We start from the raw sequence: 20,667 nt of genomic DNA on the forward strand, positions 1-20,667 counted from the left end.
GGGACGCATGAGCGAACCGACCCGCATCCCCGCCCCCGACGGGGTCGCGCCCGCGGCCCAGTACAGCCACGTGGTCAGCGCGACCGGCCGCCTCGTCGCCGTCTCCGGCCAGCTCGCCCTGGACGAGGACGGCAAGCTCGTCGGCGAGGGCGACCCGGCCGCGCAGGCCCGGCAGGTGTTCGAGAACCTGAAGCGCTGTCTGGCCGCTGCGGGGGCCGGCTTCCAGGACGTCGTCAAACTGACCTACTTCGTCACGGACATCGCCCACCTGCCGGCGATCCTTCCCCAAGCTCTCAACTGCGTTCGAGCAGGGGAGACCCCAATGGCCCGCGCCGCGCACATACCCGACGACCGTCTTCCGGCGGCCTCGGCCGTCCAGGTGGCCGCGCTGGTCGCCCCGGAGTTCCTGATGGAGGTCGAGGCGCTCGCGGTGGTGGGCGGATAAACAGGGGCGCATGCGGGAGCGGATCTCTAGGGTGCCGCCATGAACAACCCGTTTCCGCACATCCGTCCGATGACCCTCGACGACTGCGACCGCGTCTCGGAGATCCGTGTCCGCGGCTGGCAGCACGCCTACCGGGGGCTCATGCCGCAGCCGTACCTCGACGCGCTCAGCGTGGCGCGGGACGCCGAGAAGCGGCGGGCATGGTTCGGACAGGGGGACGGCGCGGTGGCGAACCTGGTCGCCGAGCAGGACGGCCGGATCGTCGGCTGGGCGGCGCACGGGCCCTACCGGGACGGTGAGGTGCGCACCGGGGACTGCGAGTTGTACGCCCTCTACCTCGATCCCGAACACATGGGCAGTGGGATCGGGCGGGCGCTGCTGGCCGCGTCGGTCGAGCGGTGCTCGGGGTACCCGCGCATGTTCCTGTGGGTCCTGAAGGAGAACACGCGCGCCCGCCGCTTCTACGAGCGGGCCGGTTTCCGTGCGGACGGCGCCGAGGAGCCCTTCGACGTGGACGGCGTGGCCGTACCCGAGGTGCGGTACGTCAGGGAGCTGTGAGCGGGCGTCAGCTCTGCTTCTGCTGCGGGATGCGGGCCAGCGCGTGCACCGCCGCCTCGGCGAGCGCCGGATGCGCGAGGGCCTCGTTCAGGACCCGGCGGGCGCGGCCGTCGCCGAGGGTGCCGAGGCCCTCCACGCAGGCCAGCGCCACCCGCCGGTACGGGTCGTGCGGGCGCAGCCGCCGCTCCAGGGTGGTGATCAGCGCGGGCACGGACTCGGGGGCGTGCAGCTCGACCAGGAGCCGTACCGGGTGCAGGGCGTAGGCGACGCGCAGTTCGTTGGTGGCGAGCGCGGCGGCCGCGCGGGCCGTGCGCGGGTCGCCGAGGCGGGCGAGCGCGTAGGCGGCGGAGGCGCAGCGCGGTGGGTCGCGGTGGTTGAGCAGCAGCACCAGGGACTCGAAGGCACGCCGATCGCCGGCGACGCCCAGCCGGAACGCGGCCAGCTCCCTGGCCCACAACGGCTGTCCCGGCGCGGTGAGCACCTCCGCCAGTTCGTCATGGTCCTCGGTCGCCGCCAGCTGCTCGTACGCCGCCGAGCCGCGCGACTCCTGCCGCATGCGTTCCGTGAGCGATCGCAACTCTTCGTCCACGAAGACCAGCCTAGGCGGGGCGCACCCGTGGAGGGAGCTACATCACAAACTCGGTCCGGCCCAGGTCTGGCGCGCTCGTTACTCGCCGGTTAAGCTCAGACGAGCGAGTTACCCACTCGCACATCCACTGACGACGGTTTGGTGACGCAGCCGTCGTGAGTTGGTCGGTTCGGTACATCGGTACCGCAGTACGACCCGGCTCCGGGACAGGGCCGGTCGGAATCAGCCTCTCCCGGGCGTGTGCACGCCCGTGGCGACGGCCCACCGGGCGTGTGCGCCTGCAGCCCGGAAACACCCGCATCTCCTTTCTTTTCTCTCCGCCCCGGTGTGCGCCTCCTGGCGCACCCGGTGCGTTCCCAGTCGTCACCCTCATTCCTGGAGTCCCGCGATGGCCACTCCCCTGTCCGACACCCCCCTGTCCCCGCTCAAGACGATCGCCGTCGTCGGCCTCGGCACCATGGGCACCGGCATCACCGAGGTCCTCGCGAAGGCCGGACGCGAGGTGATCGGCATCGACATCAGCGAGGACCAGGCCGCGAAGTCCGTCGCCGCCCTGGAGGCCGCCACCGCCCGCGCCGTGGAGCGCGGCCGGCTCACCGAGCAGGAGCGCGCCGACGTCCTCGCCCGGGTCCGCACGTCCACCGACATCGGCGCGGCCGCCGACGCCGACCTGGTCATCGAGGTGGCCCCGGAGTCGTACGAGATCAAGCACCAGATCTTCCGCGACCTGGACGCCGTCGTCCGCCCCGGGACGATCCTCGCGACCGGCACGAACGCCCTGTCGGTCACCCGGCTCGCCGCCGACTCGGCCCGCCCGGAGCGCGTGCTCGGCCTGCACTTCTTCAACCCGGCCCCGGCGATGAAGCTGGTCGAGGTCGTCTCCTCGGTGCTGACCGCACCGCAGGCCGTCGCCGCGGTCACCGACCTCGCGATCGAGCTGGGCAAGGAGCCGGTCGCGGTCGGCGACCGTCCCGGCTTCGTCGCGGACGGGCTGCTGTTCGGCTACCTCAACCAGGCCGCCGCGATGTACGAGGCCCGGTACGCCTCCCGCGAGGACATCGACGCGGCCATGCGGCTCGGCTGCGGCCTGCCCATGGGCCCCCTCGCCCTGCTGGACCTCATCGGCATCGACACCGCGCGTACGGTCCTGGAGGCCATGTACGCCGAGTCCGGCGACCGGCTGCACGCCCCCGCCCCGATCCTGAAGCAGCTCAGCGAGGCGGGCCTGACCGGCCGCAAGTCGGGGCGCGGCTTCTACACGTACGAGGAGCCGGGCAGCGCCACCACCGTGCCCGACGCGCTGACCCCGGTCGAGGGGAACACACAGGTCACGGGCCGTTCCGTGCGCTCCGTCGGAGTCGCGGGATCGGGCACGATGGCCTCCGGGATCGCCGAGGTCTTCGCCAAGGCCGGGTACGAGGTCGTCCTCGCCGCCCGCAGCGAGGAGAAGGCCCAGGCCGCCAAGGCGCGGATCGGCAAGTCCCTCGCGCGCTCCGTGGACAAGGGCCGGATGACCGCCGAGGCCGCCGCCCAGACCCTGGACCTGGTCACCCCGGCGGGCTCCTACGACGCCTTCGCCGACGTCGACCTGGCCGTCGAGGCGGTCGCCGAGGACCTGGAGATCAAGCAGCAGCTGTTCGCGACGCTGGACAAGGTCTGCAAGCCGGGCGCGGTCCTCGCCACCACCACCTCCTCGCTGCCGGTGGTCGCCTGCGCCCGCGCCACCTCGCGCCCGCAGGACGTGATCGGCATGCACTTCTTCAACCCGGCCCCGGCGATGAAGCTGGTCGAGGTCGTCCGCACGGTCCTGACGGCCGACGACGTCCACGCCACCGTCCGCGAGGTCTGCGCGAAGGTCAGGAAGCACGCCGTGGACTGCGGCGACCGGGCCGGGTTCATCGTGAACGCGCTGCTGTTCCCGTACCTGAACAACGCGGTCAAGATGGTCCAGGAGCACTACGCGTCGCTCGACGACATCGACGCCGCGATGAAGCTCGGCGGCGGCTACCCGATGGGCCCCTTCGAGCTGCTGGACGTCGTCGGTCTGGACGTCTCGCTCGCGATCGAGAAGGTGCTGCACCGCGAGTTCCGCGACCCGGGCCTGGCCCCGGCTCCGCTGCTGGAGCACTTGGTGGCCGCGGGCTGCCTCGGCCGCAAGACCGGCCGCGGCTTCCGCGAGTATGCCCGCCGCTGACGGCGTCGGTGACTGGTTCGACGGTGCCTCCGAGGGCGCGGACTGGGGCGGGCTGCTGGGCCCGGTGGCGTTTCCCGCGCTCTCCGGACCCGGCACTCCCCCGCCCTCCACGGGCGGGGGAAACCCCGGACCTGCGCATCGAGCTGCGGACATGCAGTACGTTCGGGTCATGTCCCAGCCCGCCAAGTCCTCACGTACACCAGCCACGCCCGACGCGCCGGAAAGTGCCGCAGGCAGTCGCGCCGCCGCCCAGCGGCTGAAAATGCGCCGAGAGCTGGCGGCCGCAGCGATGGAGCTGTTCGCGACCAAGGGGTACGAGGCGACCACCGTCGACGAGATCGCGGCCGCGGCCGGGGTCGCGCGCCGCACCTTCTTCCGCCACTTCCGCTCCAAGGAAGAGGCGATCTTCCCCGACCACGACGACACGCTGATCCGTGCCGAGGCGGTCCTCAACGCCGCCCCCGCGCACGAGCACCCGCTCGACACCGTGTGCCGTGGCATCAAGGAAGTCATGAAGATGTACGCGGGCCGGCCGGAGATCTCGGTCGCCCGCTACAAGCTCACGCGCGAGGTGCCCACCCTGCGCGAGGCGGAGATCGCCTCGGTCGCCCGCTACGAGCGCCTGTTCACCCGTTATCTGCTCGGCCACTTCGACGAGCACGCGCACGCCGACGACGCCAACGACGACCCGCTGCTCGCCGAGGTCGCCGCCTCCGCCGTCGTCACGGCCCACAATCACGTCCTGCGGCGCTGGCTGCGGGCGGGCGGCCAGGGCGACGTGGAGGCCCAGCTCGACCACGCCTTCGCGATCGTGCGCAAGACCTTCGGCACCGGCATCGGCGCCGGACGCGGCTCGGCGCCCAGGCCGGCCGCGACCACGGCCCCGGCGACGGTGTCCGCGCACGGCGAGGTGCTCGTGACGGTCGCCCGCACGGACGCCCCGCTGGACGAGGTCATGCGCACCATCGAGGAGGCGCTCAAGGAGCGCTGAGACGCTCCGAGCACGCGCTCCCGCTGTGACAACGGCCACCCCACGGGGTGGCCGTTTTGGCATGTCAGAGGCCCTTTTCCGGCAGATTTCAGAAGCCGTTCGATCGATCATCGCTCATTTGTTACGTAAAGATTTCATCTGAGGCGAACTCATGGCACTCAGTGCCTTGCCACCTGACACGCGGTGTCATACGTTGAAGGTGTCCGGGCGGCCGGCGAGCAGAGACCGATCGTTCGCCGGCTGTCCCCGCAAGCTCATGGCCTGCGCGCCCGGACGCCTGCGTCACAGGCAACCTCCCGCGCCACAAAGCGCTGCCGAAGCACCACCTCGCCGAACCGACGGCATCACCCAAAACCCTCAGCAGCTCTCCCAGCAGCACCGACGAACCCCCAGCGCCCCTCCCTCAGGGCGCTCACCGCCGGAGGCAATACCGTGACCGTGAAGGACATCCTGGACGCGATCCAGTCGCCGGAATCCACTCCGGCCGACTTCGCCGCTCTGCCGCTCCCCGAGTCGTACCGTGCGATCACCGTGCACAAGGACGAGACGGAGATGTTCGCGGGCCTTCAGAGCCGCGACAAGGACCCGCGCAAGTCGATCCACCTGGACGAGGTGCCGGTGCCCGAACTGGGCCCCGGCGAGGCGCTGGTGGCCGTGATGGCCTCCTCCGTCAACTACAACTCCGTGTGGACCTCGATCTTCGAGCCGCTGTCGACCTTCGGGTTCCTCGAGCGCTACGGCAAGGTCTCCGAGCTGACCAAGCGCCACGACCTGCCGTACCACATCATCGGCTCCGACCTCGCGGGCGTCGTCCTGCGCACCGGCCCCGGCGTGAACGCCTGGAACCCCGGTGACGAGGTCGTCGCGCACTGTCTGTCCGTCGAGCTGGAGTCCAGCGACGGCCACAACGACACGATGCTCGACCCCGAGCAGCGCATCTGGGGCTTCGAGACCAACTTCGGTGGTCTCGCCGAGATCGCGCTCGTCAAGTCCAACCAGCTGATGCCGAAGCCCAAGCACCTCAGCTGGGAGGAGGCCGCGGCCCCGGGCCTGGTCAACTCCACCGCCTACCGCCAGCTGGTCTCCCGCAACGGCGCCGGCATGAAGCAGGGCGACAACGTCCTGATCTGGGGCGCGAGCGGCGGACTCGGCTCGTACGCCACGCAGTTCGCGCTCGCGGGCGGCGCCAACCCGATCTGTGTCGTCTCCAGCGACCAGAAGGCGGACATCTGCCGGTCCATGGGCGCCGACGCGATCATCGACCGCAACGCCGAGGGCTACAAGTTCTGGAAGGACGAGCAGACCCAGGACCCGAAGGAGTGGAAGCGCTTCGGCAAGCGCATCCGCGAGCTCACCGGCGGCGAGGACATCGACATCGTCTTCGAGCACCCCGGCCGCGAGACCTTCGGCGCCTCGGTCTTCGTCACCCGCAAGGGCGGCACCATCACCACCTGCGCCTCGACCTCGGGCTACATGCACGAGTACGACAACCGCTACCTGTGGATGTCGCTGAAGCGGATCATCGGCTCGCACTTCGCCAACTACCGCGAGGCCTGGGAGGCCAACCGGCTCATCGCGAAGGGCAAGATCCACCCGACCCTGTCGAAGGTCTACTCCCTGGAGGAGACCGGCCAGGCCGCGTACGACGTGCACCGCAACCTCCACCAGGGCAAGGTCGGCGTGCTCTGCCTGGCCCCCGAGGAGGGCCTGGGCGTGCGCGACGAGGAGATGCGCGCCAAGCACATCGACGCCATCAACCGCTTCCGGAACGTCTGAGAGCCTTAGATGACAGAGCGTCAGAAGGACCGTCCGTGGCTCATGCGGACGTACGCCGGCCACTCGACGGCCGAGGCGTCCAACGAGCTGTACCGACGCAACCTCGCCAAGGGCCAGACCGGTCTGTCGGTGGCGTTCGACCTGCCGACGCAGACCGGCTACGACCCCGACCACATCCTCGCCCGCGGCGAGGTCGGCCGGGTCGGCGTGCCCGTCTCGCACCTCGGTGACATGCGCCGGCTGTTCCAGGACATCCCCCTGGAGCAGATGAACACCTCGATGACGATCAACGCCACCGCCATGTGGCTGCTGGCGCTCTACCAGGTCGTCGCCGAGGAGCAGGGTGCGGACATCACCAAGCTCCAGGGCACGACCCAGAACGACATCGTCAAGGAGTACCTGTCCCGGGGGACGCACGTCTTCCCGCCCGGGCCGTCGCTCCGCCTGACGACGGACATGATCGCGTACACGGTCTCCCACATCCCGAAGTGGAACCCGATCAACATCTGCAGCTACCACCTGCAGGAGGCCGGGGCCACGCCGGTGCAGGAGATCGCGTACGCGATGTCCACCGCGATCGCCGTCCTCGACGCCGTGCGCGACTCCGGCCAGGTGCCGCAGGAGCGCATGGGCGACGTGGTCGCACGCATCTCCTTCTTCGTGAACGCGGGCGTCCGCTTCGTCGAGGAGATGTGCAAGATGCGGGCGTTCGGCCGCATCTGGGACAAGGTCACGCGTGAGCGGTACGGCATCGAGAACCCGAAGCAGCGACGGTTCCGCTACGGCGTCCAGGTCAACTCGCTCGGCCTGACCGAGGCGCAGCCGGAGAACAACGTCCAGCGGATCGTCCTCGAGATGCTGGCCGTGACCCTCTCCAAGGACGCGCGTGCGCGTGCCGTGCAGCTGCCGGCCTGGAACGAGGCCCTCGGCCTGCCCCGCCCGTGGGACCAGCAGTGGTCGCTGCGCATCCAGCAGGTCCTCGCACACGAGAGCGACCTGCTGGAGTACGAGGACATCTTCGAGGGCTCGCACGTCATCGAGGCGAAGGTGACCTCCCTCGTCGAGGAGTCCCTCGCCGAGATCGACCGGATCCAGGAGATGGGCGGCGCGATGGCCGCCGTCGAGTCCGGCTACCTCAAGTCGCAGCTGGTCTCCTCGCACGCCGAGCGCCGGGCCCGGATCGAGTCCGGCCAGGAGAAGATCGTCGGCGTCAACATCTTCGAGACCACCGAGCCCAACCCGCTCACGGCCGACCTGGACACCGCGATCCAGACGGTCGACCCGGCGGTCGAGGCCCGGGTCGTCGAGGCGATCGGAGGCTGGCGCGACACCCGCTACCAGCCGCCCTTCAACCACCCGCGCCCCTGCAAGGCGCTGGAGCGGCTGAAGGAGGCCGCCAAGGGCACCGACAACCTCATGGAGGCCACCCTGGAGTGCGCCCGTGCCGGGGTCACGACCGGCGAGTGGGCGGGCGCGCTGCGGGAGGTGTTCGGCGAGTTCCGCGCGCCGACCGGTGTCTCCTCCGCTCCCATCGCCGTTCCCGTCGAGGCGGGCTCGGCGCTCGCCGAGGTCCGCGCCAAGGTGGACGCCACCGCCCGGGAACTGGGCGTCGGCAAGCTCCGCTTCCTGGTCGGCAAGCCCGGCCTGGACGGCCACTCCAACGGCGCCGAGCAGATCGCCGTCCGTGCGCGTGACGCCGGCTTCGAGGTGGTCTACCAGGGCATCCGGCTGACGCCCGAGCAGATCGTGGACGCCTCGCTGGCGGAGGACGTGCACGCCGTGGGCCTGTCGATCCTCTCCGGCTCGCACGCCCAGCTGGTGCCGGACGTGCTCCAACGGCTGCGTGTGGCCGGTGCCACAGATATACCCGTGATCGCTGGTGGCATCATCCCGAATGGTGACGCCGACCAGCTGCGGGCCGCAGGAGTGGCCGCGGTCTTCACCCCGAAGGACTTCGACATCACCGGGATCATCGGCCGCATCGTCGACGAGATCCGGAAAGCGAACAAGCTCGACCCCCTGGAGGTCCCCGCATGACCGTCAACCGTCTTCGTCCGCGGCGTTCCTGCCTCGCCGTGCCGGGGAGCAACCCCCGCTTCCTGGAGAAGGCGCAGGGCCTCCCGGCCGACCAGGTCTTCCTGGACCTGGAGGACGCGTGCGCACCGCTGGCCAAGCCCGAGGCGCGGCACACCATCGTCAAGTTCCTCAACGAGGGTGACTGGACGGGCAAGACGCGGGTCGTGCGCGTCAACGACTGGACGACCGAGTGGACGTACCGTGACGTCGTCACCGTCGTCGAGGGGGCCGGCCAGAACCTCGACTGCATCATGCTGCCGAAGGTGCAGACCGCCGAGCAGATCGTCGCCCTGGACCTGCTGCTGACGCAGATCGAGAAGACCATGGGCTTCGAGGTCGGCAAGATCGGCATCGAGGCGCAGATCGAGAACGCGCAGGGCCTCAACAACGTCAACGCGATCGCGCAGGCCTCCCCGCGCGTCGAGACGATCATCTTCGGCCCGGCCGACTTCATGGCCTCCATCAACATGAAGTCGCTCGTCGTGGGCGAGCAGCCGCCCGGCTACCCGGCGGACGCCTACCACTACATCCTGATGAAGATCCTGATGGCCGCCCGCGCCAACAACCTCCAGGCGATCGACGGCCCCTACCTGCAGATCCGCAACGTCGAGGGCTACCGCGAGGTCGCCCAGCGCGCCGCGGCCCTGGGCTTCGACGGCAAGTGGGTGCTGCACCCGGGCCAGGTCGAGGCGGCCAACGAGATCTTCTCGCCCTCCCAGGAGGACTTCGACCACGCCGAGCTGATCCTGGACGCGTACGACTACTACACGTCCGAGGCCGGCGGCAAGAAGGGCTCCGCGATGCTCGGCGACGAGATGATCGACGAGGCCAGCCGCAAGATGGCCCTGGTCATCTCCGGCAAGGGCCGCGCCGCCGGCATGCAGCGCACGTCGAAGTTCGAGATCCCGGAGGCCTGAGCGCGATGCAGTTCGGACGCACCTACGAGGAGTTCGAGGTCGGGGCGACGTACAAGCACTGGCCGGGCAAGACGGTCACGGAGTACGACGACCACCTGTTCTGTCTCCTCACCATGAACCACCACCCGCTCCACATGGACACCAACTATGCGGAGAAGACGACGGACTTCGGCAAGAACGTCGTCGTCGGGAACTACATCTACTCGCTGCTGCTCGGCATGAGCGTGCCGGACATCTCCGGCAAGGCGATCGCCAACCTGGAGATCGAGTCGCTCAAGCACGTGGCGCCGACCTTCCACGGCGACACGATCTACGGCGAGACGACCGTGCTCGACAAGTGGCCGTCGAAGTCGAAGAACGACCGCGGCATCGTCTACGTCGAGACCAAGGGCTACAAGCAGGACGGCACCCTGGTGTGCGTCTTCCGCCGCAAGGTCATGGTGCCCACCGAGACGTACACCAAGGAGCGCGGCGGCGAGCAGCCCGGCCGCCCGGAGCTGAAGCAGCAGGAGAAGTAATGGCACGCCTCGCCCGGACCGCCGGCCTGACCGACGTCCAGCAGGAGATCCTCTCCACCGTTCGGGACTTCGTCGACAAGGAGATCATTCCTGTCGCGACCGAGCTGGAGCACCGCGACGAGTACCCGCAGCAGATCGTGGACGGCCTGAAGGAACTCGGCCTGTTCGGTCTGATGATCCCCGAGGAGTACGGGGGCCTGGGCGAGTCGCTCCTCACCTACGCGCTGTGTGTGGAGGAGATCGCCCGCGGCTGGATGTCGGTGTCCGGCATCATCAACACGCACTTCATCGTCGCGTACATGCTCAAGCAGCACGGCACGCAGGAGCAGAAGGACCACTTCCTTCCGCGCATGGCGGCCGGCGACATCCGGGGCGCGTTCTCGATGTCGGAGCCGGGCCTGGGCTCCGATGTGTCGGCCATCACATCGAAGGCGGTCAAGGACGGCGACGAGTACGTCCTGAACGGCCAGAAGATGTGGCTGACGAACGGTGGCACCTCGTCCCTGGTGGCCGTTCTCGTCCGAAGTGACGAAGGACACCCCGAGGGCACCGCGCCCCACAAGTCGATGACGACCTTCCTGATCGAGAAGGAGCCCGGCTTCGGCGAGGTCCGCCCCGGCCTCACCATCCCGGGCAAGATCGAGAAGATGGGCTACAAGGGCGTCGACACGACCGAGCTCATCATGGACGGCCTGCGGGTTCCGGCCGATCGGGTGCTCGGCGGCGTCACCGGCCGAGGTTTTTACCAAATGATGGACGGCGTGGAGGTCGGCCGCGTCAATGTGGCGGCGCGTGGCTGCGGCGTCGCTCAGCGTGCCTTCGAACTGGGTGTCCAGTACGCCCAGCAGCGGCACACCTTCGGCAAGCCGATCGCCCAGCACCAGGCCATCCAGTTCAAGCTGGCCGAGATGGGCACCAAGGTCGAGGCTGCGCATGCCATGATGGTCAACGCGGCACGCAAAAAGGACTCCGGGGAACGAAACGACCTCGAAGCAGGGATGGCGAAGTACCTCGCCTCCGAGTACTGCAAGGAGGTCGTGGAGGATGCATTCCGGATCCACGGCGGCTACGGCTTCTCCAAGGAGTACGAGATCGAGCGCCTCTACCGGGAGGCTCCGATGCTGCTCATCGGCGAAGGTACCGCCGAGATCCAGAAAATGATCATCGGGCGCAGGCTGCTCGAAGAGTATCGATTCCAGGGCTGATTGTCCGGATACGGGGTGTTTTCTTCGAGAAGAAGATCACACCCCGTTGACACTCTTCGGCCGCCGACTCGGCTTCCTGGCTTGCCCAGTTGTGGCCCGCGCCCGGTACGATCCCGGGAAAGCCGCCGTCCCCCGTCAGAGCGCGGCATCATCCGCTACGAAGGTCATCCATGCCCCACAGCCAAACCTCTGCACCTCGCGACCGCCAGGTCGGCGTACGCCTCGCGCGCGGAGCATCGCCGTGGCTTCTCCCGACCGTCGCCACCGCAGCCCTCAGCCTCGCCCGCGCCCGCCGTTCCGGCGCCGCCAAGGCCGTGGCCTTGCCCGCCACCGCGCTCGCGGCGGGCATGCTGTGGTTCTTCCGCGACCCCGAGCGTGAGATCGCCCAGGGCCGCGTCATCTCGCCTGCCGACGGCGTGGTGCAGAGCATCATGCCCTGGAAGGACGGCCGCACCCGCGTCGCGATCTTCATGAGCCCGCTCAACGTCCACGTCAACCGCGCGCCCCTCGCGGGAACGGTGACGTCGGTCGAGCACATCCCCGGCGGCTTTGTTCCAGCTTTCAACAAGGAGAGCGAGAACAACGAGCGCGTAGTCTGGCATTTCGACACCGAACTCGGCGACATCGAGATGATCCAGATCGCCGGCGCGGTGGCCCGCCGCATCGTGCCCTACCTCCCGGAGGGCACGAAGGTCGAGCAGGGCGACCGTATCGGTCTGATCCGCTTCGGCTCGCGTGTCGACCTCTACCTGCCCGAGGGCGTGGAGGTCGCGGTCGAGGTCGGTCAGAAGACCGTGGCTGGGGTGACTCGCATTGACCGTGATTGATCCGGAGACCCAGGCGGGCTGGGTGCCCGAGGCAGACGAGGTGGACGAAGAGGAGGAGATGCCCCTCTCTCTCCGCCTCTCAATAGCGGACACCCTCACGCTGGGCAACGCCACGTGCGGCTTCATGGCGGTGTACTTCACCACCACCGGCATCCTGATCCCGCACCTCACCGACAGCCAGGAGTCCGGCATGGCGCGCAACAGCGCGGCCACGGCGGTCATCCTGATGCTGTGCGCAGCCGTGTTCGACCTGTTCGACGGCCTGGTGGCGCGCAAGCTCCGTTCCTCCCCCATGGGCGCCGAGCTGGACAACCTCTCGGACCTGATCAGCTTCGGCCTGGCGCCCGCGTACTTCGTGCTGGTCTACGGCATGGTCGCGGACGACGCGTACCAGAAGGTGGCGGCGGTCGGGGCAATCGTGGTGCTCCTGGCCGTGGTGCTGCGTCTGGCACGCTTCTCGTGCGTGACGCCGACGAACGGCATGTTCCAGGGCATGCCCTCGCCGTTCGGGGCGCTGACGGTCGTCTCGATCGTGCTCCTGGAGCTGCCCTTCTTCGCGACGCTCCTGGCGATCCTCGGTACGGCCTGGCTGATGGTGAGCCGGGTCGAGTACCCGAAGCCGCGGGGCCGCCTCGCCGTGGCCATGCTGTCCTGGATCGTCCTGTCCATGGGCCTCCTGACCGCCTGGGCCTTCGACGCCCCGGGCGGCCAGCTGCTCCTCCAGACGGGCTGCGCCCTGCAGCTGGTCATGGGCGCGGTGATCCCGCTGTTCGCCACGGCGCGCCGGGTGAACAACTTCCGCGACAACCGTCGGGAGGCACGGGCGGCACAGCTGCCCTGACCCTCCGCACCGACACACCGGGTGTGGCCCGAGCCTCCGAGGCTCGGGCCACACCCGTTTTGCGTTCAAGGGCTGCGTTCGGCTCCCCTTTGACCCGTCAACTACCCCCGTTTTCTGTCGAGTTGCACTGGTTCAGGGGCTGGAGGACGGTGGAAACAGGGGGATTTTCCGATATTCATCCCGCTATGCGGATGGGAGGACGGCCATGCCCGGACCTGTACAGACAGACCACCCGGTCGTGCACACCTCGAACAACCCTGCCAACCCGAACAAGCAGGTGAACCTCTTCGTCCGGGAGTGGGACGGCACCCAACACGGCCAAGACCCCGAGCCGGTACTGATGCTCCACGGCAGAAGCGTGCCGGTGCTCGCCGGATACGACCTCGTGCTTCCCGGAGTGCCCGGGGACGACGCCCTCAGGTACAGCTGGGCCCAGCAGCTGGCCAAGGAGCACTACGACGTGTACATGATGGACGTGCAGGGCAACGGGAAATCGCCGCGCCTGATGATGGACGACCCGTGCAACGCCAACCCGTCCCAGCGGGACGACGTCCTGGGCTCGCTCGCGGCCCCGTGCGGGACTCCCCCGTACCCGCACGAGTTCGGCACCTCGCAGAGCGAATGGGCGGAGCTGGCCACCGTCGTCAAGTTCGTCAGGTCACGGTGCATGAACAAGCCGATCCACTTCATCGGCTGGTCCGCCGCAGGACCGATCATGGGTCCGTACGCCCTCCTGCACCCCACGGAGGTCAAGAGCCTGTTCTTCCTCGCCCCGATCTTCGCGCCGCTGGGACGGTGGTCGGAGAAGCCCACGGACCCGTTCGGGCTCCCCAAAGGGGTCACGAACCTGCCCGTGACCCCGCCGCAGGCCATGTTCGGTTTCCCGATGCACGTCAACAGCAAGACCGGCTTCAAGATCGCATGGGACCGCGAGACGGGCAGCCCGCTCCAGCGGGAACCCGGCATCGAGGACACGGTGTGGGCCGCCATGATGGACAGCGACCCCGTCGGCGCCAAGTGGGGTCCCCTGCTGCCGGACGGCACGCACGAGGGCGTCCACAGGTTCCGGAACTCCTTCTGGTGGGGCTGGAACAACCAGACCGCGACGTACAACAGCGTGCTCGGCAACCAGGTGCCCATCGCCATCGTCCACGGCGAGCTGGACCGGACCGCCAACACCCCGCCGACGCTCCCTGTGCCGGCGGTCCTGCGCTTCTCCGTCCCGGACCTCTACACGGCCGTCCCGGGGCCGGACAAGCTGATGTTCCAGCTGGCCGGCGCGGGACACTCCATGGTCTGGGAGCGCCCCGCCAAGACCCTGCACCAGATCACGAAGCAGTGGCTGGCCCACCAGAAGGTGTGGGGCCTCACGAGCGGCAGCTACTACCGGGACCTGGACGGGGAGCTGACCGAACTGGAGTAGGACGGACCGTGCGGCGACCGCTCAGAGCAGGAAGTCCTGACCGATCCGCTCCGCGACCCGCTCCAGGATCGGCCCGGCGTCCGCGATGCACTTCGCCACGTCCGGCTCCACGGACGTCAGCGGGTACGCCCGGCCGATCCCGGCCCGCTGCAGCGCCTCCTGCGGCAGAGCGAGCCGGCCGCACACCGCGACGACGTCCTTGCCGGCCGCCCGGGCCGCCGCGGCGACCCCCGCCGGCGCCTTCCCGTGCAGCGTCTGCTCGTCCAGCGAACCCTCGCCGGTGATCACCAGATCGGCCCGGTCCAGCGCCGGTGCGAAGCCGAGCACGTCCAGCATGACCTCGATACCGGGCCGGAAGCGGGCGCCCAGGAGGAGCGCGCCGTAGCCGATGCCGCCGGCCGCCCCGGCGCCCGGCGCCGCCGCGTGCTCGGCGGCGCGCGGCCCCACGGCCGCCTCCAGGACCTTGGCGAAGTGGGCGAGCGCCGCGTCCAGGGCCGCCACGTCGTCCGGGGCGGCGCCCTTCTGCGGGCCGTACACCGCGGGCGCGCCCTGCGGCCCGGTCAGCGGGTTGTCGACGTCGCTGGCGAGCACCAGCTCCACGGCGGACAGGCGCGGGTCGAGACCGGACAGGTCCGCGCGGGCCAGCTCGGCGAGACCGCCGCCGCCCGGCGGGACCGGCTCCCCGTCCCCGTCCAGGAACCGGGCGCCGAGCGCCGACAGCATGCCGGCGCCGCCGTCCGTCGTGGCGCTCCCGCCGACGCCGAACACGATCGTCCGCGCACCCGCGTCCAGCGCGGCCCGGAGCAGCTCTCCCGAGCCGTAGGTGGAGGCGGTCAGCGGCGCGAAGACACCGGCCGGCAGCCGCTGCAGGCCGCTCGCCTCGGCCATCTCCACCACCGCGGTGTCGCCGCGCAGCGCGAACGCGGCCGTCACCTCCTGGCCGAGCGGCCCGGCGACCCGGATCTCCCGGCGCTCGAAGCCCGCCGCGACCGCCGCGTCCACGGTGCCGTCGCCGCCGTCGGCCACGGGCAGCGCCTCGACGTCGAGGCCGGGCACGACCCGGCGCAGCCCGGCCGTCACCCGCTCGGCGACCTGCACGGCCGTCAGCGAGCCCTTGAACTTGTCCGCGGCGATGAGCACCCTGCGGGTCTCGTTCACTGCAGCGTCCGCCACCTTGCTTTCCCCTTGCTCTCCGGGCCCCGCGCACGTCAGGGCCAGTCGCGCCGCTGCGACCTTAACCGGAGGACACCCCCGCCGTCATGCCCCGACCGAACCCTGGGCAGCGCCTGGGAGCCGGCTGGGAAAACGGGTAGACCCCAGCCATGAGCAATCAGGGCACCGGGCCGGGCCTCGCCGACCGCATCCACGGGGGCTGGCTCGGCCGGATCGCGGGCAACATGCTCGGCAAGCCGGTCGAACAGGGCGAGGTGTGGACCCGCGAGCGCATCGACCGCTATCTGCGGCAGGCCGCCGCCCTGCCGCTCACCGACTACCTGCCGGAGCCCGCCGACGCGGCCGACGGCGCCGTGCTGCGCCCGGAGTGGCGGCAGTGCGTGCGCGGCCGTATCCACGGCAGCTGCCGCGACGACGACGTCGACTACGCCGTCCTCGGCCTGCATCTGCTGGAGACCCACGGGTTCGACTTCAGCACCGAGCAGGTCGGCGACCTGTGGCTGCTCAGGCTGCCGTACCTGCAGACCTTCACCGCGGAACGGGCGGCGTACCGCAACCTCGCGAACGGTCTGAAGCCGCCGCTGACGGCGACGTACGACAACCCGTACCAGGAGTGGATCGGCGCGCTGATCCGTGCCGACGTCTACGGCTGGACCTGCCCCGGCGACCCACCCCGCGCAGCCTCACTGGCCCGCCGGGACGCGGTGCTCTCGCACACCGGCAACGGCGTGTACGGCGCGATGTTCGCGGCCGCGCTGATCTCGGCGGCGTTCACCGCGCCGGGGGTGCGGGAGGCGCTGGAGACCGCGCTCGCCGTGATCCCGGCGAGCAGCCGGCTGGCCCGGACCGTGCGCCGGGTCGTGTCCCTGCACGAGACCCGGCTGCCCTGGGAGGAGACGCTGGCCACGGTGTCCGCGGAGACCGCCGGCCTCGGCTGGATCCACACGGTCCCGAACGCGGCCGTCCTCACGGCCGGGCTGCTCTACGGCGACGGCGACTTCACCCGGACCATCGCCCTCACCGTCCGCGGCGGCCTGGACACCGACTCCAACGGCGCCACGGCCGGTTCGGTGGCCGGGGTGCTCACCGGCGCGGCGGCCGTCCCGGCCCAGTGGAAGGACCCGCTCGAGGACACCGTACGGAGCGCGGTGTTCGGTTTCGACGGGGTACGGATCAGTGCGCTGGCCGAGCGCACCCTGCGCCTGGCGTCACCTGCGCCGTAGCCGTCCGGTGCCTGGTTACTCTTCCTGCGTGACCACGACCAGTGATTTCGCCACGTACATCGCGAGCCTCCCCCGCGTGCTGGCCGGTGCCGCCGCGCTCTTCCGGGACGACGAGGGGCGCGTGCTGCTCGTCGAGCCCAATTACCGTGAGGGCTGGGCACTTCCGGGCGGCACGATCGAGTCGGACGACGGCGAGACGCCCCGCCAGGGGGCGCGCCGCGAGACGCTCGAGGAGATCGGCCTGGACCGGGAACTCGGCCGGCTGCTGGCGGTCGACTGGGTGCACGGCACCGGCCGGCCGCCGCTGGTGGCCTACCTGTACGACGGGGGCGTCCTGTCCGAGAGCGAGTTCAAGGCCATCCGGCTGCAGGAGGAGGAACTGCTGTCCTGGCGTCTGGTGACCCGCGAGGAGATCCCCGGGTACCTGCCCGGCGCCCTCGGCCGCCGCGTCCTGGCCGCACTCGACGTGCTGGCTCAGGGCACGGGCACGGCGGAGCTGGAGAACGGCCACCGGGTGGCCCAGGACCTGTCCCCCAGGTCCTGATGCCGCCGGGATGCGGGTGACCCCGGCGGCGGGCACGTTTCAGGCCGTGCGGACCGGCTGCCCGGCGACAACCGGGTGGTCGCGGTCGATGAGCCCGTGGGCCGCGGCGCCCCCGGGCGAGCCGAGGTCGTCGAAGAACTCGGCGTTCGCCGCCCTGTACTCGGCCCACTCCGTGGGGGTGTCGTCCTCGTAGAAGATCGCCTCGACCGGGCAGACCGGCTCGCAGGCTCCGCAGTCCACGCACTCGTCGGGGTGGATGTACAGGGCGCGCCGTCCTTCGTAGATGCAGTCGACGGGGCACTCCTCGATGCAGGCCTTGTCCTTCACGTCGACACAGGGTTGTGCGATCACGTAGGTCATGGAAGCTCCCTCTTCATCCGGTCCCTCTCCATCTGCTCGGCGAGCTTGAGTGCCTCGTCGATGAGGGTCTCCACGATCTTCGATTCGGGCACGGTCCGGATAACCTCTCCCTTGACGAAGATCTGCCCCTTGCCGTTGCCGGAGGCGACGCCGAGGTCGGCCTCGCGGGCCTCGCCCGGGCCGTTCACCACACACCCCATGACGGCGACGCGCAGCGGCACCTCCATGCCCTCCAGGCCGGCGGTCACTTCGTCGGCGAGCCGGTAGACGTCGACCTGGGCGCGGCCGCAGGACGGGCACGACACGATCTCCAGCCGGCGCTGCCTCAGATTCAGCGACTCCAGGATCTGGATGCCTACCTTGGCCTCCTCGGCGGGCGGGGCCGACAGCGACACACGGATGGTGTCCCCGATGCCCTCGCTCAGCAGCGCGCCGAAGGCCACCGCCGACTTGATCGTGCCCTGGAAGGCGGGTCCGGCCTCGGTGACGCCCAGGTGGAGCGGGTAGTCGCACTGCTGGGCGAGCAGCCGGTAGGCGCTGACCATGACCACCGGGTCGTTGTGCTTGACGGAGATCTTGAGGTCCCGGAAGCCGTGCTCCTCGAACAGCGAGCACTCCCACAGCGCGGACTCCACCAGCGCCTGCGGGGTGGCCCTGCCGTACTTGGCGAGCAGGCGCCGGTCGAGGGAGCCCGCGTTCACCCCGATCCGGATCGGGACGCCCGCGTCCCCGGCGGCCCGGGCGATCTCCTTGACCTTGTCGTCGAACTGCCGGATGTTGCCCGGGTTGACGCGGACCCCCGCGCATCCGGCGTCGATGGCGGCGAAGACGTAGCGGGGCTGGAAGTGGATGTCGGCGACGACGGGGATCGGGGACTTGCGGGCGATGGCCGGCAGGGCGTCCGCGTCGTCCTGCGAGGGGCAGGCCACCCGGACGATCTGGCATCCGGCCGCGGTCAGTTCGGCGATCTGCTGGAGGGTGGCCCCGACGTCGGCGGTCGGGGTCGTGGTCATGGACTGCACCGAGACGGGTGCGTCGCCGCCGACGGCGACGGAGCCGACCCTGATCTGCCGGCTGACGCGGCGTGGGGCGAGGCGCAACGGCACGGTGGGCACCCCGAGCGAGACGGACATGGCACGTTTCTCCTCAGTGTGGGGGTACGACTGGGTGGGGCACGGCGCGGTGGGTGCGGCGCACGGCGGCGCGGCTGTAGGTCAGCGCCGCCGCCAGGTCGTCGGCGATACGGGGGGCGGTGAGTCCGGCGGAGTCGAGGATCTCGGACCGGGAGCCCTGGGCGAGGAACCGCTGGGGCAGACCGAAGACACGCACCGGGGCGGGCGCGCCCGCGTCGCTCAGCGCCTGGGCGACCGCGGCCCCGGCTCCGCCGGCCCGGCCGTTGTCCTCGACCGTGGCGACCAGCCGGTGTCCGAGGCTCAGTTCCACCAGGGCCGGCGGCACCGGCTTGATCCAGCGCGGGTCGACGACGGTGACGCCGACGCCCTCCGGGGCCAGCAGCGCGGCGACCTCGAGGCAGGTGCCGGCCATGGCCCCTACGGAGACCAGGAGCAGGTCCGCGTGCTCCCCCCGCCGGAGCACGTCGACCCCGCCGACGGTGCGGACGGCGGGAACGTCCTCGCCCGTCGTGCCCTTGGGGAAGCGCAGGGCGGTCGGGCCGTCGTGGACGGCGACGGCCTCGCGCAGGGCGCGGCGCAGGGTGGCGGCGTCGCGGGGCACCGCGAGCCGCAGCCCGGGGACGAGGTTCAGCAGCGACAGGTCCCACATGCCGTTGTGCGAGGGGCCGTCGTCGCCGGTGACGCCCGCCCGGTCCAGCACCAGGGTGACCGGGGCGCGGTGCAGGGCCGCGTCCATGAGCAGCTGGTCGAAGGCGCGGTTGAGGAAGGTGGCGTAGATCGCCACCACCGGGTGCATCCCGCCCAGGGCCAGGCCCGCGGCGGCCGTGACCGCGTGCTGTTCGGCGATGCCCACGTCGAGGGTGCGTTCCGGGTGGCGGGCGGCGAACTCGGTGAGGCCGGTCGGGTGGAGCATGGCGGCGGTGACGGCCACCAGGTCCGGCCGCTCGGCGCCGAGTTCGGCCAGTTCCCGGCCGAACACGGCGGTCCAGGAGGGCGAGCCGTCATCGCTCGGCCGGCCGGAGCGCAGCGGACGTACGGCGTGCTGCCGGTCCGCCTCGTCCTGCTCGGCCGGGGCGTGGCCGCGGCCCTTCTCCGTGACGCAGTGCACGACGACGGACCGGCCGAGGTCCCGCGCCCGGCGCAGGGCCGCCTCCACGGCCGTGATGTCGTGCCCGTCCACGGGACCCAGGTAGGCCAGGCCCAGGGTCTCGAACAGGCACTCCGGGGTGGTCCCGGTGCGCAGCGCGGCCAGGTGCTCGGCGATGCCGCCGGTGGTGGGACCGTAGGAACGGGTGTTGTCGTTGAGTACCACGATCACCGGGTGGCCGGGTGCGGTCGCGATGTTGTTCAGCGCCTCCCAGGCCATGCCCCCGGTGAGCGCCCCGTCCCCGAGGACGGCCACCACGGCGTGGTCCGTGTCCCCGCGCAGCCCGTACGCGCGGGCCGCGCCGGCCGCCCAGGACAGCACGGTGGAGGCGTGCGAGTTCTCGATGACGTCGTGCGGGGACTCGGCACGGCACGGGTACCCGGACAGTCCGCCGCTCTGCCGGAGCGAGCCGAGGGCGCCGGCCCGGCCGGTGAGGATCTTGTGGACGTAGGACTGGTGGCCGGTGTCCCACAGGATGCGGTCGCGGGGGGACTCGAACACACGGTGCAGCGCGACGGACAGTTCGACGACCCCGAGGTTGGGGCCGAGGTGTCCGCCGGTGCGGGTGACGGTGTCCACCAGCAGCCGCCGGATCTCCGGTACGAGCCGGTCGACCTGCTGCACGGACATGGCCCGCAGATCCTCGGGGCCCCGTAACTCCTCGACGATGCTCTTCTCGGTGCTGGTCTCCGGCGCGCGTGTCTGCGTCGTCACGCGTGTCTCCTCT

Annotated in this window: 19 protein-coding genes; 14 read left to right on the top strand and 5 right to left on the bottom strand. The window is 70.5% G+C overall.

Translation table 11 applies throughout. From position 1 onward, the window contains the following. Window positions 1-7 precede the first annotated feature (7 nt). Both ACIF83_RS36795 and ACIF83_RS36800 read left to right on the top strand, forming a co-directional pair. Window positions 8-445, top strand: a complete 438-nt coding sequence (locus ACIF83_RS36795) for a RidA family protein (RefSeq protein ID WP_399733725.1) — start codon at window positions 8-10, stop codon at window positions 443-445. A 39-nt stretch (window positions 446-484) separates the two neighbouring features. Next, window positions 485-1,003, top strand: a complete 519-nt coding sequence (locus ACIF83_RS36800; RefSeq protein WP_399733728.1) for a GNAT family N-acetyltransferase — start codon at window positions 485-487, stop codon at window positions 1,001-1,003. Between the two features lie 7 nt (window positions 1,004-1,010). Here the strand turns inward: ACIF83_RS36800 and ACIF83_RS36805 are convergent, their stop codons facing one another. Continuing rightward, complete coding sequence (locus ACIF83_RS36805) at window positions 1,011-1,592, bottom strand: adenylosuccinate lyase (RefSeq protein WP_393481451.1); 582 nt, start codon at window positions 1,590-1,592, stop codon at window positions 1,011-1,013. Window positions 1,593-1,980: 388 nt separating this feature from the next. Between ACIF83_RS36805 and ACIF83_RS36810 the strand changes: the two genes are divergently transcribed. The 10 genes from ACIF83_RS36810 to ACIF83_RS36855 all read left to right on the top strand — a co-directional run bounded on the left by ACIF83_RS36810 (window position 1,981) and on the right by ACIF83_RS36855 (window position 14,360). Beyond that, entirely contained in the window at window positions 1,981-3,786 is a 1,806-nt protein-coding gene (locus tag ACIF83_RS36810) for a 3-hydroxyacyl-CoA dehydrogenase family protein (protein ID WP_399733732.1), read from the top strand. Window positions 3,787-3,937: 151 nt separating this feature from the next. Continuing rightward, window positions 3,938-4,777, top strand: coding sequence for a TetR family transcriptional regulator (locus tag ACIF83_RS36815; protein WP_399733735.1), 840 nt, complete (start codon window positions 3,938-3,940; stop codon window positions 4,775-4,777). Between the two features lie 432 nt (window positions 4,778-5,209). After that, window positions 5,210-6,553 carry a crotonyl-CoA carboxylase/reductase gene (gene ccrA, locus ACIF83_RS36820; protein WP_393481460.1) on the top strand — a complete coding sequence of 448 codons (1,344 nt, stop codon included), beginning with the start codon at window positions 5,210-5,212 and terminating at the stop codon, window positions 6,551-6,553. A gap of 9 nt (window positions 6,554-6,562) precedes the next feature. Further along, window positions 6,563-8,590 carry a protein meaA gene (locus ACIF83_RS36825; RefSeq protein ID WP_398140298.1) on the top strand — a complete coding sequence of 676 codons (2,028 nt, stop codon included), beginning with the start codon at window positions 6,563-6,565 and terminating at the stop codon, window positions 8,588-8,590. Beyond that, a complete protein-coding gene (locus ACIF83_RS36830; RefSeq protein ID WP_393481466.1) occupies window positions 8,587-9,546 on the top strand; it encodes an HpcH/HpaI aldolase/citrate lyase family protein in 960 nt (319 codons plus the stop codon). The genes ACIF83_RS36825 and ACIF83_RS36830 overlap by 4 nt, the downstream gene beginning before the upstream one ends. Window positions 9,547-9,551: 5 nt before the next feature. Next, window positions 9,552-10,064 (top strand): MaoC family dehydratase, encoded by a 513-nt coding sequence (locus ACIF83_RS36835; RefSeq protein WP_189980545.1) that lies wholly within the window; start codon window positions 9,552-9,554, stop codon window positions 10,062-10,064. Further along, window positions 10,064-11,269, top strand: coding sequence for an acyl-CoA dehydrogenase family protein (locus tag ACIF83_RS36840; protein WP_393481470.1), 1,206 nt, complete (start codon window positions 10,064-10,066; stop codon window positions 11,267-11,269). Before ACIF83_RS36835 ends, ACIF83_RS36840 begins: the two co-directional genes overlap by 1 nt. A gap of 170 nt (window positions 11,270-11,439) precedes the next feature. Next, window positions 11,440-12,096, top strand: a complete 657-nt coding sequence (locus ACIF83_RS36845) for a phosphatidylserine decarboxylase (protein ID WP_399733741.1) — start codon at window positions 11,440-11,442, stop codon at window positions 12,094-12,096. A 22-nt stretch (window positions 12,097-12,118) separates the two neighbouring features. Further along, a complete protein-coding gene (gene pssA, locus ACIF83_RS36850; RefSeq protein WP_393481755.1) occupies window positions 12,119-12,937 on the top strand; it encodes a CDP-diacylglycerol--serine O-phosphatidyltransferase in 819 nt (272 codons plus the stop codon). Between the two features lie 205 nt (window positions 12,938-13,142). Continuing rightward, entirely contained in the window at window positions 13,143-14,360 is a 1,218-nt protein-coding gene (locus ACIF83_RS36855) for an alpha/beta fold hydrolase (protein WP_398140299.1), read from the top strand. Window positions 14,361-14,381: 21 nt separating this feature from the next. Here the strand turns inward: ACIF83_RS36855 and ACIF83_RS36860 are convergent, their stop codons facing one another. Then, on the bottom strand, window positions 14,382-15,500 hold the full coding sequence (locus tag ACIF83_RS36860; protein ID WP_398140344.1) for a glycerate kinase: 1,119 nt from the start codon (window positions 15,498-15,500) through the stop codon (window positions 14,382-14,384). 182 nt (window positions 15,501-15,682) lie between these two features. Between ACIF83_RS36860 and ACIF83_RS36865 the strand changes: the two genes are divergently transcribed. Next, window positions 15,683-16,756 (top strand): ADP-ribosylglycohydrolase family protein, encoded by a 1,074-nt coding sequence (locus ACIF83_RS36865; RefSeq protein ID WP_393481477.1) that lies wholly within the window; start codon window positions 15,683-15,685, stop codon window positions 16,754-16,756. A 28-nt stretch (window positions 16,757-16,784) separates the two neighbouring features. Then, window positions 16,785-17,300: an NUDIX domain-containing protein gene (locus ACIF83_RS36870; protein ID WP_393481479.1), complete on the top strand. Its 516-nt coding sequence runs from the start codon at window positions 16,785-16,787 to the stop codon at window positions 17,298-17,300. A gap of 39 nt (window positions 17,301-17,339) precedes the next feature. Here ACIF83_RS36870 and fdxA read toward each other — a convergent pair whose 3' ends face one another. The 3 genes from fdxA to ACIF83_RS36885 are packed head-to-tail and all read right to left on the bottom strand — an operon-like array spanning window position 17,340 to window position 20,654. Then, window positions 17,340-17,660: a ferredoxin gene (gene fdxA / locus ACIF83_RS36875; RefSeq protein WP_393481482.1), complete on the bottom strand. Its 321-nt coding sequence runs from the start codon at window positions 17,658-17,660 to the stop codon at window positions 17,340-17,342. After that, the gene (gene ispG, locus ACIF83_RS36880; RefSeq protein WP_393481485.1) at window positions 17,657-18,793 is read right to left on the bottom strand and encodes a flavodoxin-dependent (E)-4-hydroxy-3-methylbut-2-enyl-diphosphate synthase; all 1,137 of its coding nucleotides are present in this window, start codon (window positions 18,791-18,793) and stop codon (window positions 17,657-17,659) included. Before ispG ends, fdxA begins: the two co-directional genes overlap by 4 nt. A gap of 13 nt (window positions 18,794-18,806) precedes the next feature. Further along, window positions 18,807-20,654 (bottom strand): 1-deoxy-D-xylulose-5-phosphate synthase, encoded by a 1,848-nt coding sequence (locus tag ACIF83_RS36885; protein WP_399733747.1) that lies wholly within the window; start codon window positions 20,652-20,654, stop codon window positions 18,807-18,809. Window positions 20,655-20,667 lie beyond the last annotated feature (13 nt).

The sequence above is a fragment of the Streptomyces sp. NPDC085866 genome, assembly GCF_044541035.1.
GTDB lineage: Bacteria > Actinomycetota > Actinomycetes > Streptomycetales > Streptomycetaceae > Streptomyces.

Coding starts and splice junctions, on each gene's coding strand:
- ACIF83_RS36825 (WP_398140298.1), top strand. CDS start 6,563: ATGACAGAGCGTCAGAAGGACCGTCCGTGGCTCATGCGGACGTACGCC.
- ACIF83_RS36815 (WP_399733735.1), top strand. CDS start 3,938: ATGCAGTACGTTCGGGTCATGTCCCAGCCCGCCAAGTCCTCACGTACA.
- ACIF83_RS36840 (WP_393481470.1), top strand. CDS start 10,064: ATGGCACGCCTCGCCCGGACCGCCGGCCTGACCGACGTCCAGCAGGAG.
- ACIF83_RS36865 (WP_393481477.1), top strand. CDS start 15,683: ATGAGCAATCAGGGCACCGGGCCGGGCCTCGCCGACCGCATCCACGGG.
- ACIF83_RS36835 (WP_189980545.1), top strand. CDS start 9,552: ATGCAGTTCGGACGCACCTACGAGGAGTTCGAGGTCGGGGCGACGTAC.
- ACIF83_RS36800 (WP_399733728.1), top strand. CDS start 485: ATGAACAACCCGTTTCCGCACATCCGTCCGATGACCCTCGACGACTGC.
- fdxA (WP_393481482.1), bottom strand. CDS start 17,660: ATGACCTACGTGATCGCACAACCCTGTGTCGACGTGAAGGACAAGGCC.
- ACIF83_RS36845 (WP_399733741.1), top strand. CDS start 11,440: ATGCCCCACAGCCAAACCTCTGCACCTCGCGACCGCCAGGTCGGCGTA.
- ACIF83_RS36855 (WP_398140299.1), top strand. CDS start 13,143: ATGCCCGGACCTGTACAGACAGACCACCCGGTCGTGCACACCTCGAAC.
- ACIF83_RS36810 (WP_399733732.1), top strand. CDS start 1,981: ATGGCCACTCCCCTGTCCGACACCCCCCTGTCCCCGCTCAAGACGATC.
- ispG (WP_393481485.1), bottom strand. CDS start 18,793: ATGTCCGTCTCGCTCGGGGTGCCCACCGTGCCGTTGCGCCTCGCCCCA.
- ACIF83_RS36795 (WP_399733725.1), top strand. CDS start 8: ATGAGCGAACCGACCCGCATCCCCGCCCCCGACGGGGTCGCGCCCGCG.
- ACIF83_RS36830 (WP_393481466.1), top strand. CDS start 8,587: ATGACCGTCAACCGTCTTCGTCCGCGGCGTTCCTGCCTCGCCGTGCCG.